At 75.7% G+C, this 16,729-nt stretch carries 17 protein-coding genes; 13 read left to right on the top strand and 4 right to left on the bottom strand.

Annotation, left to right across the window (positions count from 1 at the left end; all coding sequences use genetic code 11):
- Window positions 1-8: 8 nt before the first annotated feature.
- Together ACZ67M_RS14810 and ACZ67M_RS14805 are read right to left on the bottom strand one after the other, a co-directional pair.
- Window positions 9-470 (bottom strand): ASCH domain-containing protein, encoded by a 462-nt coding sequence (locus ACZ67M_RS14810; protein WP_469851102.1) that lies wholly within the window; start codon window positions 468-470, stop codon window positions 9-11.
- 79 nt (window positions 471-549) lie between these two features.
- Window positions 550-2,007: an NAD(P)H-hydrate dehydratase gene (locus ACZ67M_RS14805; protein WP_385794555.1), complete on the bottom strand. Its 1,458-nt coding sequence runs from the start codon at window positions 2,005-2,007 to the stop codon at window positions 550-552.
- Between the two features lie 72 nt (window positions 2,008-2,079).
- Here ACZ67M_RS14805 and ACZ67M_RS14800 point away from each other — a divergent pair, with 72 nt between their 5' ends.
- Entirely contained in the window at window positions 2,080-2,697 is a 618-nt protein-coding gene (locus ACZ67M_RS14800; RefSeq protein ID WP_469851101.1) for a helix-turn-helix domain-containing protein, read from the top strand.
- 28 nt (window positions 2,698-2,725) lie between these two features.
- Here ACZ67M_RS14800 and ACZ67M_RS14795 read toward each other — a convergent pair whose 3' ends face one another.
- Window positions 2,726-3,097: a holo-ACP synthase gene (locus ACZ67M_RS14795; RefSeq protein WP_161327681.1), complete on the bottom strand. Its 372-nt coding sequence runs from the start codon at window positions 3,095-3,097 to the stop codon at window positions 2,726-2,728.
- 89 nt (window positions 3,098-3,186) lie between these two features.
- Between ACZ67M_RS14795 and alr the strand changes: the two genes are divergently transcribed.
- The 4 genes from alr (at window position 3,187) to ACZ67M_RS14775 (ending at window position 6,529) form a co-directional block, all read left to right on the top strand.
- Entirely contained in the window at window positions 3,187-4,353 is a 1,167-nt protein-coding gene (gene alr / locus ACZ67M_RS14790) for an alanine racemase (RefSeq protein ID WP_385794558.1), read from the top strand.
- A 97-nt stretch (window positions 4,354-4,450) separates the two neighbouring features.
- Window positions 4,451-5,710 carry an alpha/beta fold hydrolase gene (locus ACZ67M_RS14785; RefSeq protein ID WP_361352857.1) on the top strand — a complete coding sequence of 420 codons (1,260 nt, stop codon included), beginning with the start codon at window positions 4,451-4,453 and terminating at the stop codon, window positions 5,708-5,710.
- A complete protein-coding gene (gene tsaE, locus ACZ67M_RS14780) occupies window positions 5,676-6,209 on the top strand; it encodes a tRNA (adenosine(37)-N6)-threonylcarbamoyltransferase complex ATPase subunit type 1 TsaE (protein ID WP_382810343.1) in 534 nt (177 codons plus the stop codon). Before ACZ67M_RS14785 ends, tsaE begins: the two co-directional genes overlap by 35 nt.
- Window positions 6,210-6,355: 146 nt before the next feature.
- Window positions 6,356-6,529 carry a hypothetical protein gene (locus ACZ67M_RS14775; RefSeq protein WP_392009965.1) on the top strand — a complete coding sequence of 58 codons (174 nt, stop codon included), beginning with the start codon at window positions 6,356-6,358 and terminating at the stop codon, window positions 6,527-6,529.
- 19 nt (window positions 6,530-6,548) lie between these two features.
- Here the strand turns inward: ACZ67M_RS14775 and ACZ67M_RS14770 are convergent, their stop codons facing one another.
- The gene (locus ACZ67M_RS14770) at window positions 6,549-7,103 is read right to left on the bottom strand and encodes a hypothetical protein (RefSeq protein WP_469851099.1); all 555 of its coding nucleotides are present in this window, start codon (window positions 7,101-7,103) and stop codon (window positions 6,549-6,551) included.
- A gap of 151 nt (window positions 7,104-7,254) precedes the next feature.
- On the opposite strand from ACZ67M_RS14770, the gene tsaB reads away from it, so the two are divergent.
- The 8 genes from tsaB (at window position 7,255) to ACZ67M_RS14730 (ending at window position 16,707) form a co-directional block, all read left to right on the top strand.
- Window positions 7,255-7,908, top strand: coding sequence for a tRNA (adenosine(37)-N6)-threonylcarbamoyltransferase complex dimerization subunit type 1 TsaB (tsaB, locus tag ACZ67M_RS14765; RefSeq protein ID WP_361352848.1), 654 nt, complete (start codon window positions 7,255-7,257; stop codon window positions 7,906-7,908).
- Between the two features lie 50 nt (window positions 7,909-7,958).
- Window positions 7,959-8,444, top strand: coding sequence for a ribosomal protein S18-alanine N-acetyltransferase (gene rimI, locus ACZ67M_RS14760; RefSeq protein ID WP_125492856.1), 486 nt, complete (start codon window positions 7,959-7,961; stop codon window positions 8,442-8,444).
- On the top strand, window positions 8,437-9,549 hold the full coding sequence (gene tsaD / locus ACZ67M_RS14755; RefSeq protein ID WP_469851097.1) for a tRNA (adenosine(37)-N6)-threonylcarbamoyltransferase complex transferase subunit TsaD: 1,113 nt from the start codon (window positions 8,437-8,439) through the stop codon (window positions 9,547-9,549). Before rimI ends, tsaD begins: the two co-directional genes overlap by 8 nt.
- Window positions 9,546-9,800 carry a hypothetical protein gene (locus tag ACZ67M_RS14750; RefSeq protein WP_161327674.1) on the top strand — a complete coding sequence of 85 codons (255 nt, stop codon included), beginning with the start codon at window positions 9,546-9,548 and terminating at the stop codon, window positions 9,798-9,800. Before tsaD ends, ACZ67M_RS14750 begins: the two co-directional genes overlap by 4 nt.
- An 81-nt stretch (window positions 9,801-9,881) precedes the next feature.
- Complete coding sequence (locus tag ACZ67M_RS14745) at window positions 9,882-10,277, top strand: CU044_2847 family protein (RefSeq protein WP_361352842.1); 396 nt, start codon at window positions 9,882-9,884, stop codon at window positions 10,275-10,277.
- 3 nt (window positions 10,278-10,280) lie between these two features.
- The gene (locus ACZ67M_RS14740; RefSeq protein WP_469851095.1) at window positions 10,281-12,425 is read left to right on the top strand and encodes a VMAP-C domain-containing protein; all 2,145 of its coding nucleotides are present in this window, start codon (window positions 10,281-10,283) and stop codon (window positions 12,423-12,425) included.
- The gene (locus ACZ67M_RS14735) at window positions 12,422-13,372 is read left to right on the top strand and encodes an AAA family ATPase (RefSeq protein ID WP_122615788.1); all 951 of its coding nucleotides are present in this window, start codon (window positions 12,422-12,424) and stop codon (window positions 13,370-13,372) included. The genes ACZ67M_RS14740 and ACZ67M_RS14735 overlap by 4 nt, the downstream gene beginning before the upstream one ends.
- The gene (locus ACZ67M_RS14730; protein WP_469851094.1) at window positions 13,369-16,707 is read left to right on the top strand and encodes an SAV_2336 N-terminal domain-related protein; all 3,339 of its coding nucleotides are present in this window, start codon (window positions 13,369-13,371) and stop codon (window positions 16,705-16,707) included. Before ACZ67M_RS14735 ends, ACZ67M_RS14730 begins: the two co-directional genes overlap by 4 nt.
- The last annotated feature ends 22 nt before the right edge of the window (window positions 16,708-16,729 follow it).

Raw genomic sequence — 16,729 nt, 5'->3', positions numbered from 1 at the left:
GCGGCGCCTCAGCGGGCGGGGGCGGGCAGCACGGTGACGACCCGGAAGCGTTCCAGCACCGCCGGCGTCGTGTCGTCCACGGTGAACTCCGGGTCGTCCAGGGCCGCGCGCATCTCCTCGCCGTGCCAGAACCCCTCGTGGCCCGCCCGCCACTCGGCCACGCTGGTGTATCCCTCGCCCTCGTCCACCGCGTGGGCGAGATCCACCTCGCCGAGCGGGACCACGCGTACGTCGGTCACCTCGACGACGGCCACCGGGCGCTCGTGCGAGTCGACGAGCACCCCGCGGTCGCCGGCCCGCGGCAGCGGCTCGTCCTCGTGCTCGTAGTCGAGGAGCAGGCCGGTCGTGGAGGTCTTCGACCCGTCGAGCACCGCCGCGACGAGCCGGTCGCGCAGGGGCCCGGGGAAGCCGAACTCGACCTTGGGCAGCGAGCCGGGGTCCACGGGCACGGGGTCCTGACCGGGGATCATGCGGCCACCCTACTCAGGGCGGGGCGCCGGGTGGGGCGCTCGGCCTTCTGGGCCGCCTTCCGGGAGTACGCCCCCCCGCTCAGCCCTCCTGCACGTCCCGCCACGCCCGTGGGATCGCCGCCGCCACGTCGTGCGCCCCCACCGGTGCCCCCCGAGCCGCGAAGCGGCCCGCCAGGCCGTGCAGGTACGCCGCCGTGCTCCCCGCGTCCAGGGCCGACAGCCCCGCTGCCAGCAGGGAGCCCGCGAGCCCGGAGAGCACGTCCCCGCTCCCGGCCGTCGCGAGCCACGACGTGCCCGTCGGGTTGACCCGGACCGGCCCGCCGTCCGCCCCCGCCACCACCGTCGTCGAGCCCTTCAGCAGCACCGTCGCCCCGTACCGCGCCGCCAGTTCCCGCGCCGAGGCCAGCCGCGCCCCCTCGACCTCCTCCCGGCCCACCCCGAGCAGCGCGGCCGCCTCCCCGGCGTGCGGCGTCATCAACGTCGCCGCCGTGCGTGCCCGCACCGCGTCCGCGTCGGCCAGCCGCAGCCCGTCCGCGTCGATCAGCACCGGCACCTCGGCCGCCAGCACCTCGGCCACCGCCCCCGCGTCGTCACCGGCGCCCGGTCCGACCACCCACGCCTGGACCCGCCCCGCCCGCTTCGGGCCCCCTTCGGATACGAGCGTCTCCGGGAAGCGGGCGATCACCGCGTCCCCCGCCGGACCCACGTACCGCACCGCCCCGGCCCCGCCCCGCAGCGCACCGGCGACGGCGAGCACCGCCGCGCCCGGATAACGGGCCGACCCGGCGGCGACCCCCACGACCCCCCGCCGGTACTTGTCGCTCTCCGCGCCCGGCACCGGCAGCAGCCGGGCCACGTCCGCGTGCTGGAGCGCCTCCAGCTCGGCCGCCTCACCCGGCAGCGGCAGCCCGATGTCGACCAGCCGCACCGAACCGGCGTACTCACGGGCCGGATCGACCAGCAGGCCCGGCTTGTGCGCCCCGAAGGTGACCGTCAGATCGGCGCGGACCGCGGCCCCCCGCACCTCCCCGGTGTCCGCGTCGACCCCGCTCGGCAGGTCGACGGCGACGACGGCGGCCCGGGACCGCGCGGCCGCGTCCGCGAGCGGCACCGCCTCCTCCCGCAACCCGCCCTTGCCGCCGATCCCGACGATCCCGTCGACGACCAGGTCGGCCCGCGTGACCAGCTCCACGGCCGACCCGGCACCGGTCCCCGCCACCGTCCGGCCACCCGCCCGGCGCAACGCGGCCAGCCCCGGTCCGTGCGCGCGGTCCGGCGCCAGCAGCACCGCCGTCACCCCCGCCCCCCGCCGGGCCAGCCGCGCCCCGGCGTACAGGGCGTCACCGCCGTTGTCCCCGCTGCCGACCAGCAGCACCACCCGGCTGCCGTAGACCCGGCCCGCCACCCGTCCGAGCACCTCGGCGCAGGCGGCGGCCAGCCCGGCGGCGGCCCGTTGCATCAACGCCCCCTCCGGCAGCCGTGCCATCTCCTGGCGTTCCGCCGTCCTGACCGTCTCCACGCTGTACGCAGTCCGCATGCCGTCGAGTCTTCCCCGTACACCCGGAACACGCACGAGCCCGGCGCCCGCGATGTGCGGGACAGTTGTCCCATGGGCGACGAGGAGACGGCACAGGTCATGACCTCGCTGGGGACCCGCCTGCGAGCGATCCGGCAGGCCCGCGGGCTCACCCTGGCGCAGCTCGCCACGGCCACCGGCGTCTCCGTGAGCACGCTGTCCCGGCTGGAGTCGGGGCACCGGGAGCCCGGACTGCGGCACCTGCTGCCGCTGGCCAGGGCCCACCGCCTGCCCCTGGACGAACTGGTCGGCTCCAGCACCGGCGACCCCCGCGTCCATCCCCGGCCCTTCACCCGGCACGGCCAGACCTGGGTCCCGCTCACCCGGAACCCGAACGACGGGCTGCACGCCTACAAGCAGATCCTCCCCGCCCCGGCCGTCCCGCGGACCCCGGGGAGCCCGCGCCCCGAACAGGGGGCCCACGAGGGCCACGAGTGGCTCTACGTCCTCTCCGGCCGGCTGCTCCTCGCCCTCGGCGACCACGACCTCGTCCTGACGGCCGGCGAGACCGCGGAGTTCGACACCCGCGTCCCGCACGGCATCGCCAACGCGGGGGACCGGCCGGTCGAGTGGATCGCCCTGTACGGCGCCCAGGGCGAGCGCATGCACATCCGGGTCCGGCCGACCGGGGCCGGGCCCAGGAACCCCTGACGGCACCTGGAGATCCGTGGAGGAGGCGCTAGCCCTCCGCGATCACCACCGCCGAGGCCACCCCCGCGTCATGGCTCAGGGACACGTGCCACGACGCCACCCCCAGTTCCGCCGCCCGCGCCGCCACCGTCCCCGTCACCCGCAGCCGCGGCCGGCCGCTGTCCTCGACGTACACCTCGGCGTCCGTCCAGAGCAGGCCGGCCGGCGCGCCCAGCGCCTTGGCCAGCGCCTCCTTCGCCGCGAAGCGGGCGGCGAGCGAGGCGACGCCCCGGCGCTCCCCGCTCGGCAGCCGCAACTCGCTCTCCAGGAAGAGCCGCTCCGCCAGGGCCGGTGTGCGCTCCAGCGACGCCCCGAACCGCTCGATCTCGGCCACGTCGATCCCGACCCCGATGATGCTCATGCCGGGCACCCTAACCACTGCCGGCCGCCGCCCGGCGGTGACGCCGGGCACACGGCGACGGCCGGGGGCTCTGAGAGACTGTGGGCACGATGAGTGAGACAGCTGCTCGGCGGGACGCGGTACTGCGGGCCCGGGCCGAGATCGACCTGGCCGCCCTGCGGGCCAACGTCCGCGCCCTGCGCGAACGGGCCCCCGGGGCGGCTCTCATGGCCGTCGTCAAGGCCGACGGATACGGCCACGGCGCGGCACCCTGCGCCCGCGCGGCCGTCGAGGCGGGCGCGACCTGGCTGGGCACGGCCACTCCACAGGAGGCGCTCGCCCTGCGCGCGGAGGCCGGACTGCCGGACGACGTACGGATCATGTGCTGGCTGTGGACGCCGGGCGGCCCCTGGCGGGAGGCCGTCGAGGCCGGTCTCGACGTCTCCGTCAGCGCCCTGTGGGCCCTGACCGAGGTCACCGCGGCGGCACGGCTCGCCGGGCGCCCCGCGCTCGTGCAGCTCAAGGCCGACACCGGGCTCGGCCGGGGCGGCTGCCAGCCGGGCGCGGACTGGGCGGAACTGGTCCGTGAGGCCCTGCGCGCCGAGGCCGAGGGCCTGCTCCGGGTCACCGGGCTCTGGTCGCACTTCGCCTGCGCCGACGAGCCCGGGCACCCCTCCATCGCCGCCCAGCTCACCCTCTTCCAGGAGATGACCGCGTACGCCGAGCGGCAGGGCGTACGCCCCGACGTGCGGCACATCGCCAACTCGCCCGCCACGCTCACCCTCCCCGAGGCCCACTTCGACCTGGTGCGGCCCGGCATCGCGATGTACGGCGTCTCGCCCAGCCCCGAGATCGGCACCCCCGCCGACCTCGGACTGCGGCCCGTGATGACGCTGACCGCCGCGCTGGCCCTGATCAAGCAGGTCCCGGGCGGCCACGGCGTCAGCTACGGGCACCACTACACGACCCCCGGCGACACCACCCTCGGTCTCGTCCCCCTCGGCTACGCGGACGGCATCCCGCGCCACGCCTCCTCCACCGGCCCCGTCCTGGTCGACGGCAAGTGGCGCACCGTCGCGGGGCGGATCGCGATGGACCAGTTCGTCGTCGACCTCGGTGGCGACCGGCCCGAACCGGGCGCCGAAGCGGTGCTGTTCGGGCCCGGCGACCGCGGCGAACCCACCGCCGAGGACTGGGCGCAGGCGGCGGGAACCATCGGGTACGAGATCGTCACCCGGATCGGATCCCGCGTCCCGCGCGTCTATGTGAACGAGTGACGCGTCGGTCCACCCGGTGGCGCGCGTGACGCGCGTTCAGGTGAATCGGCAACCAGTGGGTATCCGCACAGCGGCCCGGCGAAGAGGAGCGGTGTACGTGAGCGAGAGCAACGCGGAGGCCGTCGCGTCGGCCGTCGCCTCCGCCACGGAAGCGGCCACCGAGGCCGCCGCCGGCGGCTGGCGCAGGGCGACCGGCATCGCCGGCGTCGCCATAGGCGTGGTCGCGGCGGGCGCGGCGGCCGGTGTGGCGATAGAGCGGCTGACGGTCGGCCGCGGGATGCGCCAGAAGGCCCGGCTCGCCCTGGACTCGGCGGGACCGTACGGCGGACTGCGCGGCAACCCCGGCAAGGCGTACGCCGACGACGGCACCGAGCTGTACTACGAGGTCGACGACGTCGAACCGGCCGCGGAGTCCGCGCTCACCCGGCGCAGACGGCGCCTGTTCGGCCGCAAGGAGCCCGCGGAGGTGACCGTCGTCTTCAGCCACGGCTACTGCCTCAACCAGGACTCCTGGCACTTCCAGCGGGCCGCCCTGAGGGGCGTCGTGCGCACCGTGCACTGGGACCAGCGCAGCCACGGCCGGTCCGCGCGGGGCGTGGCCCAGGGGCGGGACGGCCGCCCGGTCACCATCGAGGAGCTGGGCCGGGACCTGAAGGCGGTCATCGACGCGGCCGTGCCCGAGGGGCCGATCGTGCTGGTCGGGCACTCCATGGGCGGCATGACCGTGATGGCCCTGGCCGACGCGTTCCCCGACCTGGTCCGCGAGCGGGTCGTCGGCGTCGCCCTGGTAGGCACCTCCTCCGGCCGGCTCGGCGAGGTCAACTTCGGGCTGCCGGTGGCCGGTGTCAACGCGGTCCGGCGGGTGCTGCCGGGCGTGCTGAAGGCGCTGGGGCAGCGCGCCGAGCTGGTGGAGAAGGGGCGGCGGGCGACGGCGGACCTGTTCGCCGGGATCATCAAGCGGTACTCCTTCGCCACCCGGGACGTCGACCCGGCCGTGGCCCGTTTCGCCGAGCGGATGATCGAGTCGACGCCGATCGACGTGGTCGCCGAGTACTACCCGGCCTTCAACGACCACGACAAGACCGAGGCCCTCGCCCACTTCGCCGGCCTGCCGGTCCTGGTGCTGGCGGGGGTGCGGGACCTGGTGACGCCCAGCGAGCACAGCGAGGCGATCGCGGGCCTGCTGCCGGACGCGGAGCTGGTGCTGGTCCCCGACGCGGGGCACCTGGTGATGCTGGAGCACCCGGAGCTGGTCACGGACCGTCTGGCCGACCTGCTCGCCCGCGCGGGCGCGGTGCCGGCAGCGGCTACCGTGGATGGCTATGGAAGCACCAGCAGCAGCGCGGGGCCCGGCTGAGCCCGACCGGCCCGCCTCCGAGACCGAGATCACCGTCACCTCCCCCGAGCAGATGCGGGAACTGGGCCGCAGGCTCGCCAAGCTGCTGCGCGCCGGTGACCTGGTGATGCTCAGCGGGGAGCTGGGCGCGGGCAAGACGACGCTGACCCGGGGGCTCGGTGAGGGCCTGGGGGTGCGCGGCGCCGTCACCTCCCCGACCTTCGTGATCGCCCGCGTACACCCCTCGCTGGGTGACGGCCCGCCGCTCGTCCACGTGGACGCCTACCGGCTGTCCGGCGGTCTGGACGACATGGAGGACCTCGACCTGGACGTCTCGCTGCCCGACTCGGTGATCGTCGTGGAGTGGGGCGAGGGCAAGGTCGAGGAGCTGACCGACGACCGGTTGCAGCTGTGGATCCACCGCGCCGTCGGCGACACCACGGACGAGGTGCGGCACGTGACGGTGACCGGCGTCGGCGCGCGCTGGGCCGAGGCCGACACGAGCGTGCTCGCGGGCTGAGCGCGGCCCCGGCGGAAGCCACCGGGGATGTTCCGACAAAGCGTCGGCAAAATATTGCGTTCCGGGTCTTGCGCGTGGTCACATGGTACCCAGCTCGTGGTTAGGCATGCCTAACCACGCCCGCCCCCGACCTTCAGGAGGCGTCCATGTCCCAGACCGAGCCGCAGGCCCGCCGCCGGCCGCAGTCGTCCGCGCTCAGCGGGGTGCCCATGAGTGAACTGCTGGCGTCCTGCGCCGCCGCCGCGGCGGTCTCGACGCCGCCGCGCGCACCCGAACCCGAGGCCCGCGGGCCCCTCCGGGAGCACCGCGAGGCCGCCTGACCCGCCAAGGGCCCGCGCCTCAGGGAACGACGACGACCGGCTGCCCGATCGTCGCGAACCGCCACATCGCGTCGCCGTCCGCACGCGACTCCCGGATGCCGCCGGTGCGCTCGCCCGGATCGGGCTTCGCCGTCGAGCCGTCGAGCGCCGCGCTGAACCCGATCACCACGCCCGCGGTGCTGGTGAAGCGCACGACGTGCTCGACCGGGACGCCGTCGGACCCGGTGACCCGGTTGGACCTGGAGGTGACCGCGTAGGTGCCCGGCGCCGGGTCGACCGAGCTGGGTGTGACCCGGAAGGTGCGCGCCACCTTGCCGCCCGCGCCGACCAGCCACACCCGGTCGTCGTCCACCGAGTACACCACCCGTTCACCCTGCCCGGACCCGGTCGGCAGTGCCTCCGGGTGCCTGCGGTCGCGCGGTGCCTTGGAGGCGCCCGGGGCGGGTGTGCCGCCGACCTGGGTCCGGCCGAGGTCGGGCGGGATGTCGGCGGAGGCCTGGTGGGCGAGGTAGCCGATCGTCGCGAGGGCGGCCGCGGTGAGGCCGGTGACGAAACCGGCGCTGCTGCTTGCCACGGGCGACCACCTCGTCGTCGTACGTCGTGCCTGCGTTCCCGGGCGACGGTAGCAGTCCGTGACGAGGTGGCCGCGTTGTGCGACACGGGTGTGGGCGGGGGCCGCCCACCGGGCGTCCGCCGAGGGGCGCGCGGCGCCGTAGGCTGTTTGCGTGCTCTTGCTCGCTCTGGATACCGCCACGCCCGCCGTGACCGTCGCGCTGCACGACGGTACGGACGTCATCGCCTCGTCGAGCCAGGTGGACGCACGCCGGCACGGTGAGCTGCTGCTGCCCGCCGTCGACCGGGTGCTCGCCGAGGCCGGACTGCGGCTCGACGCCGTCACCGGGGTCGTCGCCGGCATCGGCCCGGGCCCGTACACGGGCCTGCGCGTCGGCCTGATGACCGCGGACACCTTCGGGCTCGCGCTCGGGGTGCCGGTGCACGGCGTGTGCACGCTGGACGGCCTCGCCTACGCCGCCGACCTGGAGGGACCCTTCGTGGTGGCGACCGACGCCCGCCGCAAGGAGGTCTACTGGGCGCGCTACGCCGACTCCCGCACCCGGCTCACCGACCCGGCCGTCGACCGCCCCGCCGACATCGCCGGGCAGGTCGCGGGGCTTCCGGCCGTCGGCGCGGGCGCGCTGCTGTACCCGGACACCTTCCCCAAGGCGCACGAGCCCGAGCACGTCTCCGCCGCCGCCCTCGCGTGCCTGGCCGCCGAGAAGCTCGCCGCGGGCGAGCAGCTGCCCGAGCCCCGGCCGCTGTACCTGCGCAGGCCCGACGCCCAGGTCCCCAAGAACTACAAGGTGGTCACCCCCAAGTGACCGGAGCGCCCGAACCCGTGACCCCGGCCGTGGACGCCGGGCTGCGCGAGATGCGCTGGTGGGACATCGACCCCGTGCTCCGCCTGGAGCGCGAGCTGTTCCCGGAGGACGCCTGGTCGCGGGGCATGTTCTGGTCCGAGCTGGCCCACGCGCGCGGCCCCGGGGCGACCCGGCGGTACCTGGTCGCCGAGGAGGACGGCCGCCTCGTCGGCTACGCCGGCCTCGTCACCTCCGGGGAGCAGGGCGACGTGCAGACCATCGCCGTCGCCCGCGACCACTGGGGGACCGGCCTCGGCGCGCGGCTGCTGACCGAGCTGCTGCGGGCCGCGACCGCCTTCGAATGCACCGAGGTGCTGCTGGAGTGCCGGGTGGACAACACCCGCGCCCAGCGGCTGTACGAGCGGTTCGGCTTCGAGCCCATCGGCTTCCGGCGCGGCTACTACCAGCCGGGCAACGTGGACGCCCTGGTGATGCGCCTGACCGACCCTTCCACCTCCGTACCGGGAACCGAACGAGGAACCGACAACCATGGCTGACTCACGCGACGAGCCGCTCGTCCTCGGGATCGAGACCTCCTGCGACGAGACCGGCGTCGGTGTCGTGCGCGGCACCACCCTGCTGGCCGACGCCATCGCGTCCAGCGTCGACGAGCATGCCCGCTTCGGCGGCGTCGTCCCCGAGGTGGCGAGCCGCGCCCACCTGGAGGCGATGGTCCCCACCATCGACCGCGCCCTCAAGGAGGCCGGGGTCAGCGCCCGCGACCTCGACGGCATCGCCGTCACCGCCGGTCCCGGCCTGGCCGGCGCCCTGCTGGTCGGCGTCTCGGCGGCCAAGGCGTACGCCTACGCCCTCGGCAAGCCCCTGTACGGCGTCAACCACCTCGCCTCGCACATCTGCGTCGACCAGCTGGAGCACGGCGCGCTGCCCGAGCCGACGATGGCGCTGCTGGTCTCCGGCGGCCACTCCTCGCTGCTGCTCTCGACGGACATCACCTCCGACGTCCGCCCGATGGGCGCCACCATCGACGACGCGGCCGGCGAGGCCTTCGACAAGATCGCCCGGGTGCTGAACCTGGGCTTCCCCGGCGGCCCGGTCATCGACCGGTACGCGCGCGAGGGCGACCCGAACGCGATCGCCTTCCCGCGCGGACTGACCGGTCCGCGCGATCCGGCCTACGACTTCTCCTTCTCCGGGCTGAAGACGGCCGTGGCCCGCTGGATCGAGGCGAAGCGGGCGGCGGGGGAGGAGGTGCCGGTGCGGGACGTGTCGGCGTCCTTCCAGGAGGCGGTCGTGGACGTGCTGACCCGCAAGGCGGTGCGCGCCTGCAAGGACGAGGGCGTCGACCACCTGATGATCGGCGGCGGCGTCGCCGCCAACTCCCGGCTGCGCGCGCTGGCCCAGGAGCGCTGCGAGGCGGCCGGCATCCGGCTGCGGGTGCCGCGCCCCAAGCTCTGCACGGACAACGGCGCCATGGTGGCCGCCCTCGGCGCCGAGATGGTCGCCCGGGGCCGGGCCGCCTCCGACTGGGACCTGTCCGCGGACTCCTCGCTGCCGGTGACCGACCCGCACGTGCCGGGGACCGGCCACGGCCACTCGCACGACCACGTCCACGAGGTCAGCAAGGAGAACCTGTACTCGTGACCGTCGCCCTGATGTGGGAGGCGCGGGCCGTGCCCGGCCGGGGCGCGGACCTGCTGGCGTGGACCCGTGCCCAGCCGCTCGCCGGCACCCCGCTCCGCCGCGAGACGCTGCGCGCCCCGCAGGACCGGGTGCTGGTCATCACCTGGTGGGACGCGCCCTACGACGCGGAACTGCCGGAACTGCCCGAACCCGACGGAGATCTGGTCACGAGGGCGGTGCACCGGTGGCGGTTCGAGTCGGTCGGTGACTGATCCGGTGCGCAATGCATCGATCGGGTAACCGAGTTGGCCGAGGGAGCCGCCCAACCGGGCCCCGCCGAAGAGAATACGAGGGTGTCCACTTCAGCTGACCTCGAACTCGACGACGGTACGCCGGTCCGGTTCCTGCTGGCGCCCGCGGACGGCACGGTGCCGGTCCCGGACGACGACGACCTGCCGGACGGCATGGGCCGGGCGGTGCCGGTGGCCCGGAAGAGGGGCTCCGTCGCCCAGTTCGCGAGCGGGGCGCTGCGCGGCGCGCTGAGCCCGCTCGGGCCGCTCATCCAGGAGGTCCACGACGCGGCCACGGACGTCCCCGATCCGCCCACCGAACTGAGCGTCACCTTCGGCGTCCAGGTGGGGCAGGACCTCAAGCTCGGGATCGTGGGCGGCACGGGCACGGCCCACCTCACCGTCACCGCGAGCTGGAGACCCGCACCCGACCCCGGCACGACGACCGCCGGGGAGTGAGGCGTGGGGTGGTTCGGAACCGCGGGGGACGGTGCCGGCGATCCCTCCCGGTACGTCGTGTCGATACGGCGGGCCGAGGGCGGCAGGACCGTGGGGGCGGGCTTCGTACTCGGCGGCGACACCGTGCTGACCTGCGCACACGTGGTCAACGCCGCCTTGGACAGACCGATGCTGGAGCCGCGCGCACCCGGCTCGGACGAGATCACCGTCGAGATTCGTGACGGGGACGCCGCGCTGAGGTACCCCGCCCGGGTGGCCCACTGGATCGCCCCGCGCGCCTCGGCGGGCGGGGCGGTGCCGCCGCAGGACGACGAGTGGCTCGGCGACCTCGCCGTACTCCGCGTCGACGGCCCGCCGGGCGGCCTGCCCGCCGGGCCCCGGCTGACGGCCATGGCGGCCGGCCAGCAGGTGGACGCCTGGCACGGCACCGGCGAGGCGGCCACCTACGCCCGTCTCACCGTGCACGCGCCCGGCCGCTCCCGCGCCTACCTGGACGGGGCGCCCACCGGCATGGCGGTCGGCCCCGGCTACAGCGGCGGCCCGCTGTGGTGCGCGAGCGAGCGGGCCGTGGTCGGCCTGGTCGTCGCCCACTTCATGCCGCCCCGGAACCCCGGCACCGGCGCCCCCCTCCCGTACAGCCCCCAGCACCTGGTGCGGCGCAGCTGGGGCGTGCCCTGGCAGCGCGTCGAGGACGAACTGCGCCCGCTGGGCCTGCTGGAGGGCGCGGCGTCCGAGCAGCTCGACCCGGACGACCCCGCCTTCCTGCTGCTGGTGGAGGCGATCGAGGACACCTTCCCCTCGGCGAGCAGCCGGGTCGCCGGTGCCCAGCGGCTGGCCCGGGCCTGCGGGGTCGCGGCCGGCAGCGACGTCACCCCGCCCACGCCCGAGGAGTTCGCCGCGTTCCTGCTCACCCACCCGCGGGCCCTCGCGGCGCTGGCCGGGAACCTGCGGCGCGGCGCCCCGCAGGACGCCGACCGGGTGCTGGCCGCGGGCGGCCTGGCCCGCACCCCCAGGCTGCTGTCCCCGCAGGAGCACACCGCCCTGCGGGGGCACCTGCGCACGATGGAGCCGGAGGTGCTCGCCCGGTTCCCCGAGGCGGTCCGCGCCGCCCTTCCGCACCTGGCGGCCATGCCCGGCGGCGACGGCGCGGAGGCCCTCCTCGACCAGTTGGAGGCGCTGCCCGGCGACGGCCGTGCGGGCAGCGGGGAGCGCAGGGTGCCCGCACTGCTGCGGGTGATGGAGTACGTCGGCGCGCTGTGCCCCGGTGCCCGACGGGCCGAGCTGCGGCTGTGGGCGGACGGGGTGGCGACCCGGCTCGGCATCGAACGGGCGGCGCTCGGCGAACGCCGCGCCGACGCCCAGGAGTGGGTGCGCTCCCTGCGCGCCCGCGCCGCCCGCGTCCGCGTCCTGGTCCAGGTGACACCGGCCGGTCAGGGCCGTCACCGGCTGCGGATCTGGTGCGACGAGGGCGCCGGACCGCGCCAGGTCTCCACCGGCAGCGTGCGCTCGTACTCCGCGCCCGAGGCGGCCGGCGAGGTGCTGCGCGTGCTCGACTCCCTCACCCCGCCCGCCCGGGACGAACGGCCGCCCCTCGTGGAGGTCCTGGTCGACCGGGCGGGCCTCAACCTGCCCGTGGACGAGTGGACGGTACGGGACCCGGAAGCGCTGGTTCCGGGCGTCCTCGGCGTGGAGTTCCCGCTGGTGGTGCACTGCCCCGAACTGCTGCGCAGGCACGGGCGGTTCATGGGCCACTGGCGCAGCCGCTGGGACCGGCTCGACTCGGGCAAGACCTTCGTCGTCTCCGAGGCGATGGACCGGGACACCATCTACTCCCGGCTCGTCAACCAGCTCGACACCGTACGCGTCTGTGTGGACGTACCGCCCGGCCCGCGGGACGGCATCGTGCAGACCTGCCTCGCCCTGGGCATACCGGTGGTGGTGTGGGACCGCGGCCGCGACGGGGCCGCCCACACCGCCCGCCACATGGCGCGGGTCGCCACCCGTGAGATGCCCGACGGAGTACGCGACTACCGCGCGGGAGCCAAGGCCAGCCCGCCCGACTACCCCGGCCGCCCGGTACTCGCCTGGGCGGACGCCGACCGCACCGTGCCCCGCCTGCACCTGACCGAACCCCAGGAGAGCACATGACATCCGCTGCCGACGCCGAATGGCGCCTCTTCCGCGGCGACGGCGTCCCCCGGTCCGTCTCCCTGCCCTCGGCCCCGCCGTGGCGCCGCTTCGTCCCCACCCGGTCCATGCGCCCGGAACTGCCCTACGTGATCGCGCCTCAGCACGCCGACGTGGTCAACGCGGCCCTGCACCTGCGCCGTCCGCTGCTGGTCACCGGACCGGCCGGCACCGGCAAGTCCTCCCTCGCCCGGGCCGTCGCCCACGAGCTGCGCCTGGGCGAACTGCTGCGCTGGCCGGTCAACAGCCGCTCCACCGTCAAGGACGCCCTCTACCAGTACGACGCCATCGGCAGGCTGCGGGAGACGACCCTCAGCCGGGACCGCGGCGAACGCGAGCCGCCCGTCGGCACGTTCATCCGGCTCGGCCCGCTCGGCACCGCGCTGGTGCCCTCAGCCAGCCCGCGCTGCCTGCTCGTCGACGAGATGGACAAGGGCGACGTCGACCTGCCGAACGACCTGCTCACCGTCTTCGAGGAGGGCTTCTTCGACATCCCGGAACTGACCCGGCTGCCGGAGGACATGGCCGACGTCGAGGTGCAGACCCACGACCACCGGGGCACCGTCCGGGTGCACCAGGGGCTCGTGCAGTGCGCCGAGTTCCCCGTCGTCGTCATCACCAGCAACGGCGAGCGCGACTTCCCGCCGGCGTTCCTGCGCCGCTGTCTGCGGCTCGACCTGCCGCTGCCCGACGAGGAGCGGCTGCGCACCATCGTCGCCGCGCACCTCGGCCCGGAGGCGATGCGGGAGGCGGACGACCTGATCGAGGCGTTCCTGCGCCGCCGCGCCCTCGGTGAACTCGCCACCGACCAGCTGCTCAACGCGGTGTTCCTGCGCACCGGCGGCGTCGACCTGGACGCGGAGGGGCTGCTGGACGCCGTCCTGCACCAGCTCACCGGGGCGATGTGACCAGGCCGGCCGGGGGAGAGCGGCTCGCCGAGGCGCTGCGGCTGCTCGGCGTCTGCCGGGTGGACCTGGACGCCGACCAGGTCCTCGACGTGCTGTGGCTGGCCCGGCGGCTCCCCGCGGGCGCCGAGGCACCCCTCCACCGGCAGGCACCCGCCCGCCCCCAGCCGCCCGAACCCCCCGACGCCCCGGAGCCGGCGGACCGTCCCGCCCCGCCGCAGCGGACCTCCGAGCCGGGCGACCCGGAACTGCCGGACCTCACCAGCCCCAGCACCCTGCACGCGGGCGTCCGCAACACCCCCGAGCCCCCGCCCCGGTTCGCGACCACCGGCCAGGAACCCCGGCGGGCCCTGCCGGTGCGCGTCCCGGAGGAGAAGGCGCTCGGCGACGAACTGGCGCTCGGACGGTCGCTCAGGCCGCTGCGCCGCCGCCACGACAGCCGCCACCGCACGGAGATCGACGAGGACCGCACGGCCGCCGCACTCGCCGAGACCAACCTGCCCGACGTGGTCGTACGGCCGGTGCGCGAACGCTGGCTCAACCTCGTACTGCTCGTCGACGACGGCCTGTCGATGCTGCTGTGGCACCGCCTCGGCACCGAACTGCGCACCCTCCTGGAACGCCTCGGCGCCTTCGCGGTCACCCGCGTCCTCGGCCTCGACACCCGCACCCCGGGCCGGCCGCGCCTGCACGCCCGGCCGTTCCGCCCCGGCAGCACCGAACTGCCGCTGAGCACCGTCAACGACCCCTCCGGCCGCACCCTGCTGCTGGTCGTCAGCGACGGCATGGGCCCCGCCTGGCGGTCCGGCGCGATGCACGCGCTGCTCGCCGAGCGGGCGGCCCGCGGCCCCGTCGCGCTCCTGCACACCCTGCCGCCGGACATGTGGGAGGCCTCCGGCATCTCCGCCGAACGCTGGCAGGCCACCACCCGGCGCGTCGGCGGCGCCAACACCTCCTGGCAGGTCGCCGACCCGGTGCTGCCGCCCGAGCTGAGCCGGTTCGACGACATCCCGGTCCCCGTCCTCGAACCCACGGCGGGCTCCCTCGGCGTCTGGTCCCGCCTGCTCGCCTCGCCGGGCACCACCGTGGAGCTGCCCCTGCTGGTCCGCCCCGACCGGTACGCCGCCGTCGCCCCCGCGCGGGACCTGAGCAGCGCCCAGCACTTCCGCGACGCCGCCACCCCGGAGGCGTACCGGCTGGCCGCCCACCTCGCGGCGGTCGCCCCGCTGTCGGTGCCCGTGATGCGGCTGGTGCAGACGGCGGTGCCCTGGCCGGCCACCACCTCCCACCTGGCGGAGGTGTTCCTCGGCGGCCTGGTCCGCCCGCACCCGGCGCCCGTGTCGGGGCCGCTGCCCGCCAAGCACCGGGTCTTCGACTTCACCGACACCTCCAAGGCGGTCCTGCTCGACGCGGTCCCGCAGGCCGAACTCCTGCGCACCGGCCGCCGGATCGGGCGCCGCCTGGAGGAACTGGCCGGGAACTCGCCGGACTTCCCGGCCTGGCTGCTCCATCCCGACGGCTCCGACGTCCTGCCCGGCTCCCAGCAGCCGTTCACCAGCGTCGAGCGCAGGCTGCTCGCCCGGTTCGGGGTGTCGGTCGGCGGCGAGCGCCCCGCCCCCGGTCCCGGCTCGCCGGGGTCCGGCACCGGCCGCGACGACTGGGAGCCGCTCACCGAGGACGACCCGCGCCGCATCGGCCCGTACGAGCTGCGCGGCCGTCGGCGCGGGCGGCGCACGATCGTCTACCGGGGCGTCGACCGGCGGGGCCGGGAGGCCGTACTGCGGATACCGCGCCCCGACCTGCCCGCCGTCAACGCCGGACTCGTCACGGTGGAGGCCGAGGCGCTGTCCCGGCTGGACGGCCAGTACGCGCCCGTGCTGCTCGCCAGCGGGCTCCGGGACGCTCCGCCCTGGCTGGCCATGACCCCGATCGCGGACGCCTCCGCGCCCGACGCCCCGCCGCTGCGGCTCTCGGAGATCTTCACCCGGGCACTGACCGACGGCACCGCCCCCTTCGACATCCTCCAGGGCCTGCTCGTCTCCTGCTACCTCGCCAACGCCGTCGCCCTCTGCCACCTCAACGGCCTCGTGCCCGCCACCCTCGACGCCGACAGCGTGTACGTGCTGCGCCGCACCGTCGTCCTGGGCGACCTGTCGGACTGCGCCGTCGACGGCGCGTACCTGGGCTCGGGCGCCGCACCCACCCGCGAGGACAACGTGCGGGCCCTCGGGGAACTGCTCCAGGTCATCAGCACCAAGGCCGGCTGGGACCTGCCGGGACTGCCCGAGGGCATGCACCTGTGGCAGGGCGACACCTGGGAGCAGCTGCGCCGCCTCGTACTGCGCTGCATGGACCCGGACCCGGCCGTGCGGCCCGGGGCGGGCGAGGTCGCCGAGGTCCTCGCCCGCTACGTCGCCCGCACCCGCCTCCAGCTCGGCGAGGCCGTTTCGCGCGGTGCCCAGGGCGGCCCGGCCGCGCGCGTGCCGCTCACCCCGCCCGCCACCGCCGTCCCCGCACCACGCTCGACGCTGCGGCTGCCGCGCTTCGGTACCGGCCGCCGGGAGGCGCAGAACCGTATGGAGCGGGTGCGGAGCGCGCCCCTGCCGCACAGCAGGCGCCTCACCCTGATCGGCGCCTACCACTACAGCGGACGCGCCACGACCACCATGGTGCTCGGCTCCGTCCTCGCCGCGGCGCGCGGCGAGCCCGTCCTGGCCCTCGACGGATCCGCCTCCGAGGGATCGCTGGACGCCTTCCTCACCGACCGCAACCCCGCCGTCGTACGCGACCTGGCGGCCCTGCCGCCCGCGCCGGCCTACGAGGAGATCCGCGCCCGCACGACCCGGCTGCCGTCCGGCCTCGAAGTGGTCGCCCACCGCAGTGGCCACTTCAGCCCCAACCCGGCCCACCAGCAGGAGTACGCCCACGTGCTGGCGCAGACGGCGCACTACTACCCCTTCGTCCTCACCGACTGGTCCCCGCTGCGGCTCGACCGCTCGGCCGACGTGGTCCTCGACCACACCGACCGGCTGATCCTCTGCTGCGGGACCGCGGACTGGTTCCTGGACGCGGCCGTCCGCGCCCTCGCCATCGTCCGCGGCGCCGGCCGGGAGGAGCAGGCGCGGCGGGCCGTCGTCGTCGCCACCGACCTCGGCGGCCCCACGGGACGGCCGCTGCCGTCGGCGTTCGCCCGGCGGTTGCGCGTCGATCCCCGGCAGGTGCTGAACGTGCCCTTCGACCCCGCCCTTCAGTCGCCCGACTGGCAGCTGCACCGGCTGCGACCGGCCACGACGGAGGCGTTCCTCCGACTGGCCGAACTGGTGACGGAGGAGGACTGAACCGGCGGGCCCGAGCAGCGGC

This window comes from Streptomyces sp. NPDC107500, from assembly GCF_055582785.1.
Note: the sequence above shows the minus strand (reverse complement) of the source record. Positions and strands in the feature narration are given on the sequence as shown.

Coding starts and splice junctions, on each gene's coding strand:
- ACZ67M_RS14810 (WP_469851102.1), bottom strand. CDS start 470: ATGATCCCCGGTCAGGACCCCGTGCCCGTGGACCCCGGCTCGCTGCCC.
- ACZ67M_RS14805 (WP_385794555.1), bottom strand. CDS start 2,007: ATGCGGACTGCGTACAGCGTGGAGACGGTCAGGACGGCGGAACGCCAG.
- ACZ67M_RS14800 (WP_469851101.1), top strand. CDS start 2,080: ATGGGCGACGAGGAGACGGCACAGGTCATGACCTCGCTGGGGACCCGC.
- ACZ67M_RS14795 (WP_161327681.1), bottom strand. CDS start 3,097: ATGAGCATCATCGGGGTCGGGATCGACGTGGCCGAGATCGAGCGGTTC.
- alr (WP_385794558.1), top strand. CDS start 3,187: ATGAGTGAGACAGCTGCTCGGCGGGACGCGGTACTGCGGGCCCGGGCC.
- tsaE (WP_382810343.1), top strand. CDS start 5,676: ATGGAAGCACCAGCAGCAGCGCGGGGCCCGGCTGAGCCCGACCGGCCC.
- ACZ67M_RS14775 (WP_392009965.1), top strand. CDS start 6,356: ATGTCCCAGACCGAGCCGCAGGCCCGCCGCCGGCCGCAGTCGTCCGCG.
- rimI (WP_125492856.1), top strand. CDS start 7,959: ATGCGCTGGTGGGACATCGACCCCGTGCTCCGCCTGGAGCGCGAGCTG.
- tsaD (WP_469851097.1), top strand. CDS start 8,437: ATGGCTGACTCACGCGACGAGCCGCTCGTCCTCGGGATCGAGACCTCC.
- ACZ67M_RS14735 (WP_122615788.1), top strand. CDS start 12,422: ATGACATCCGCTGCCGACGCCGAATGGCGCCTCTTCCGCGGCGACGGC.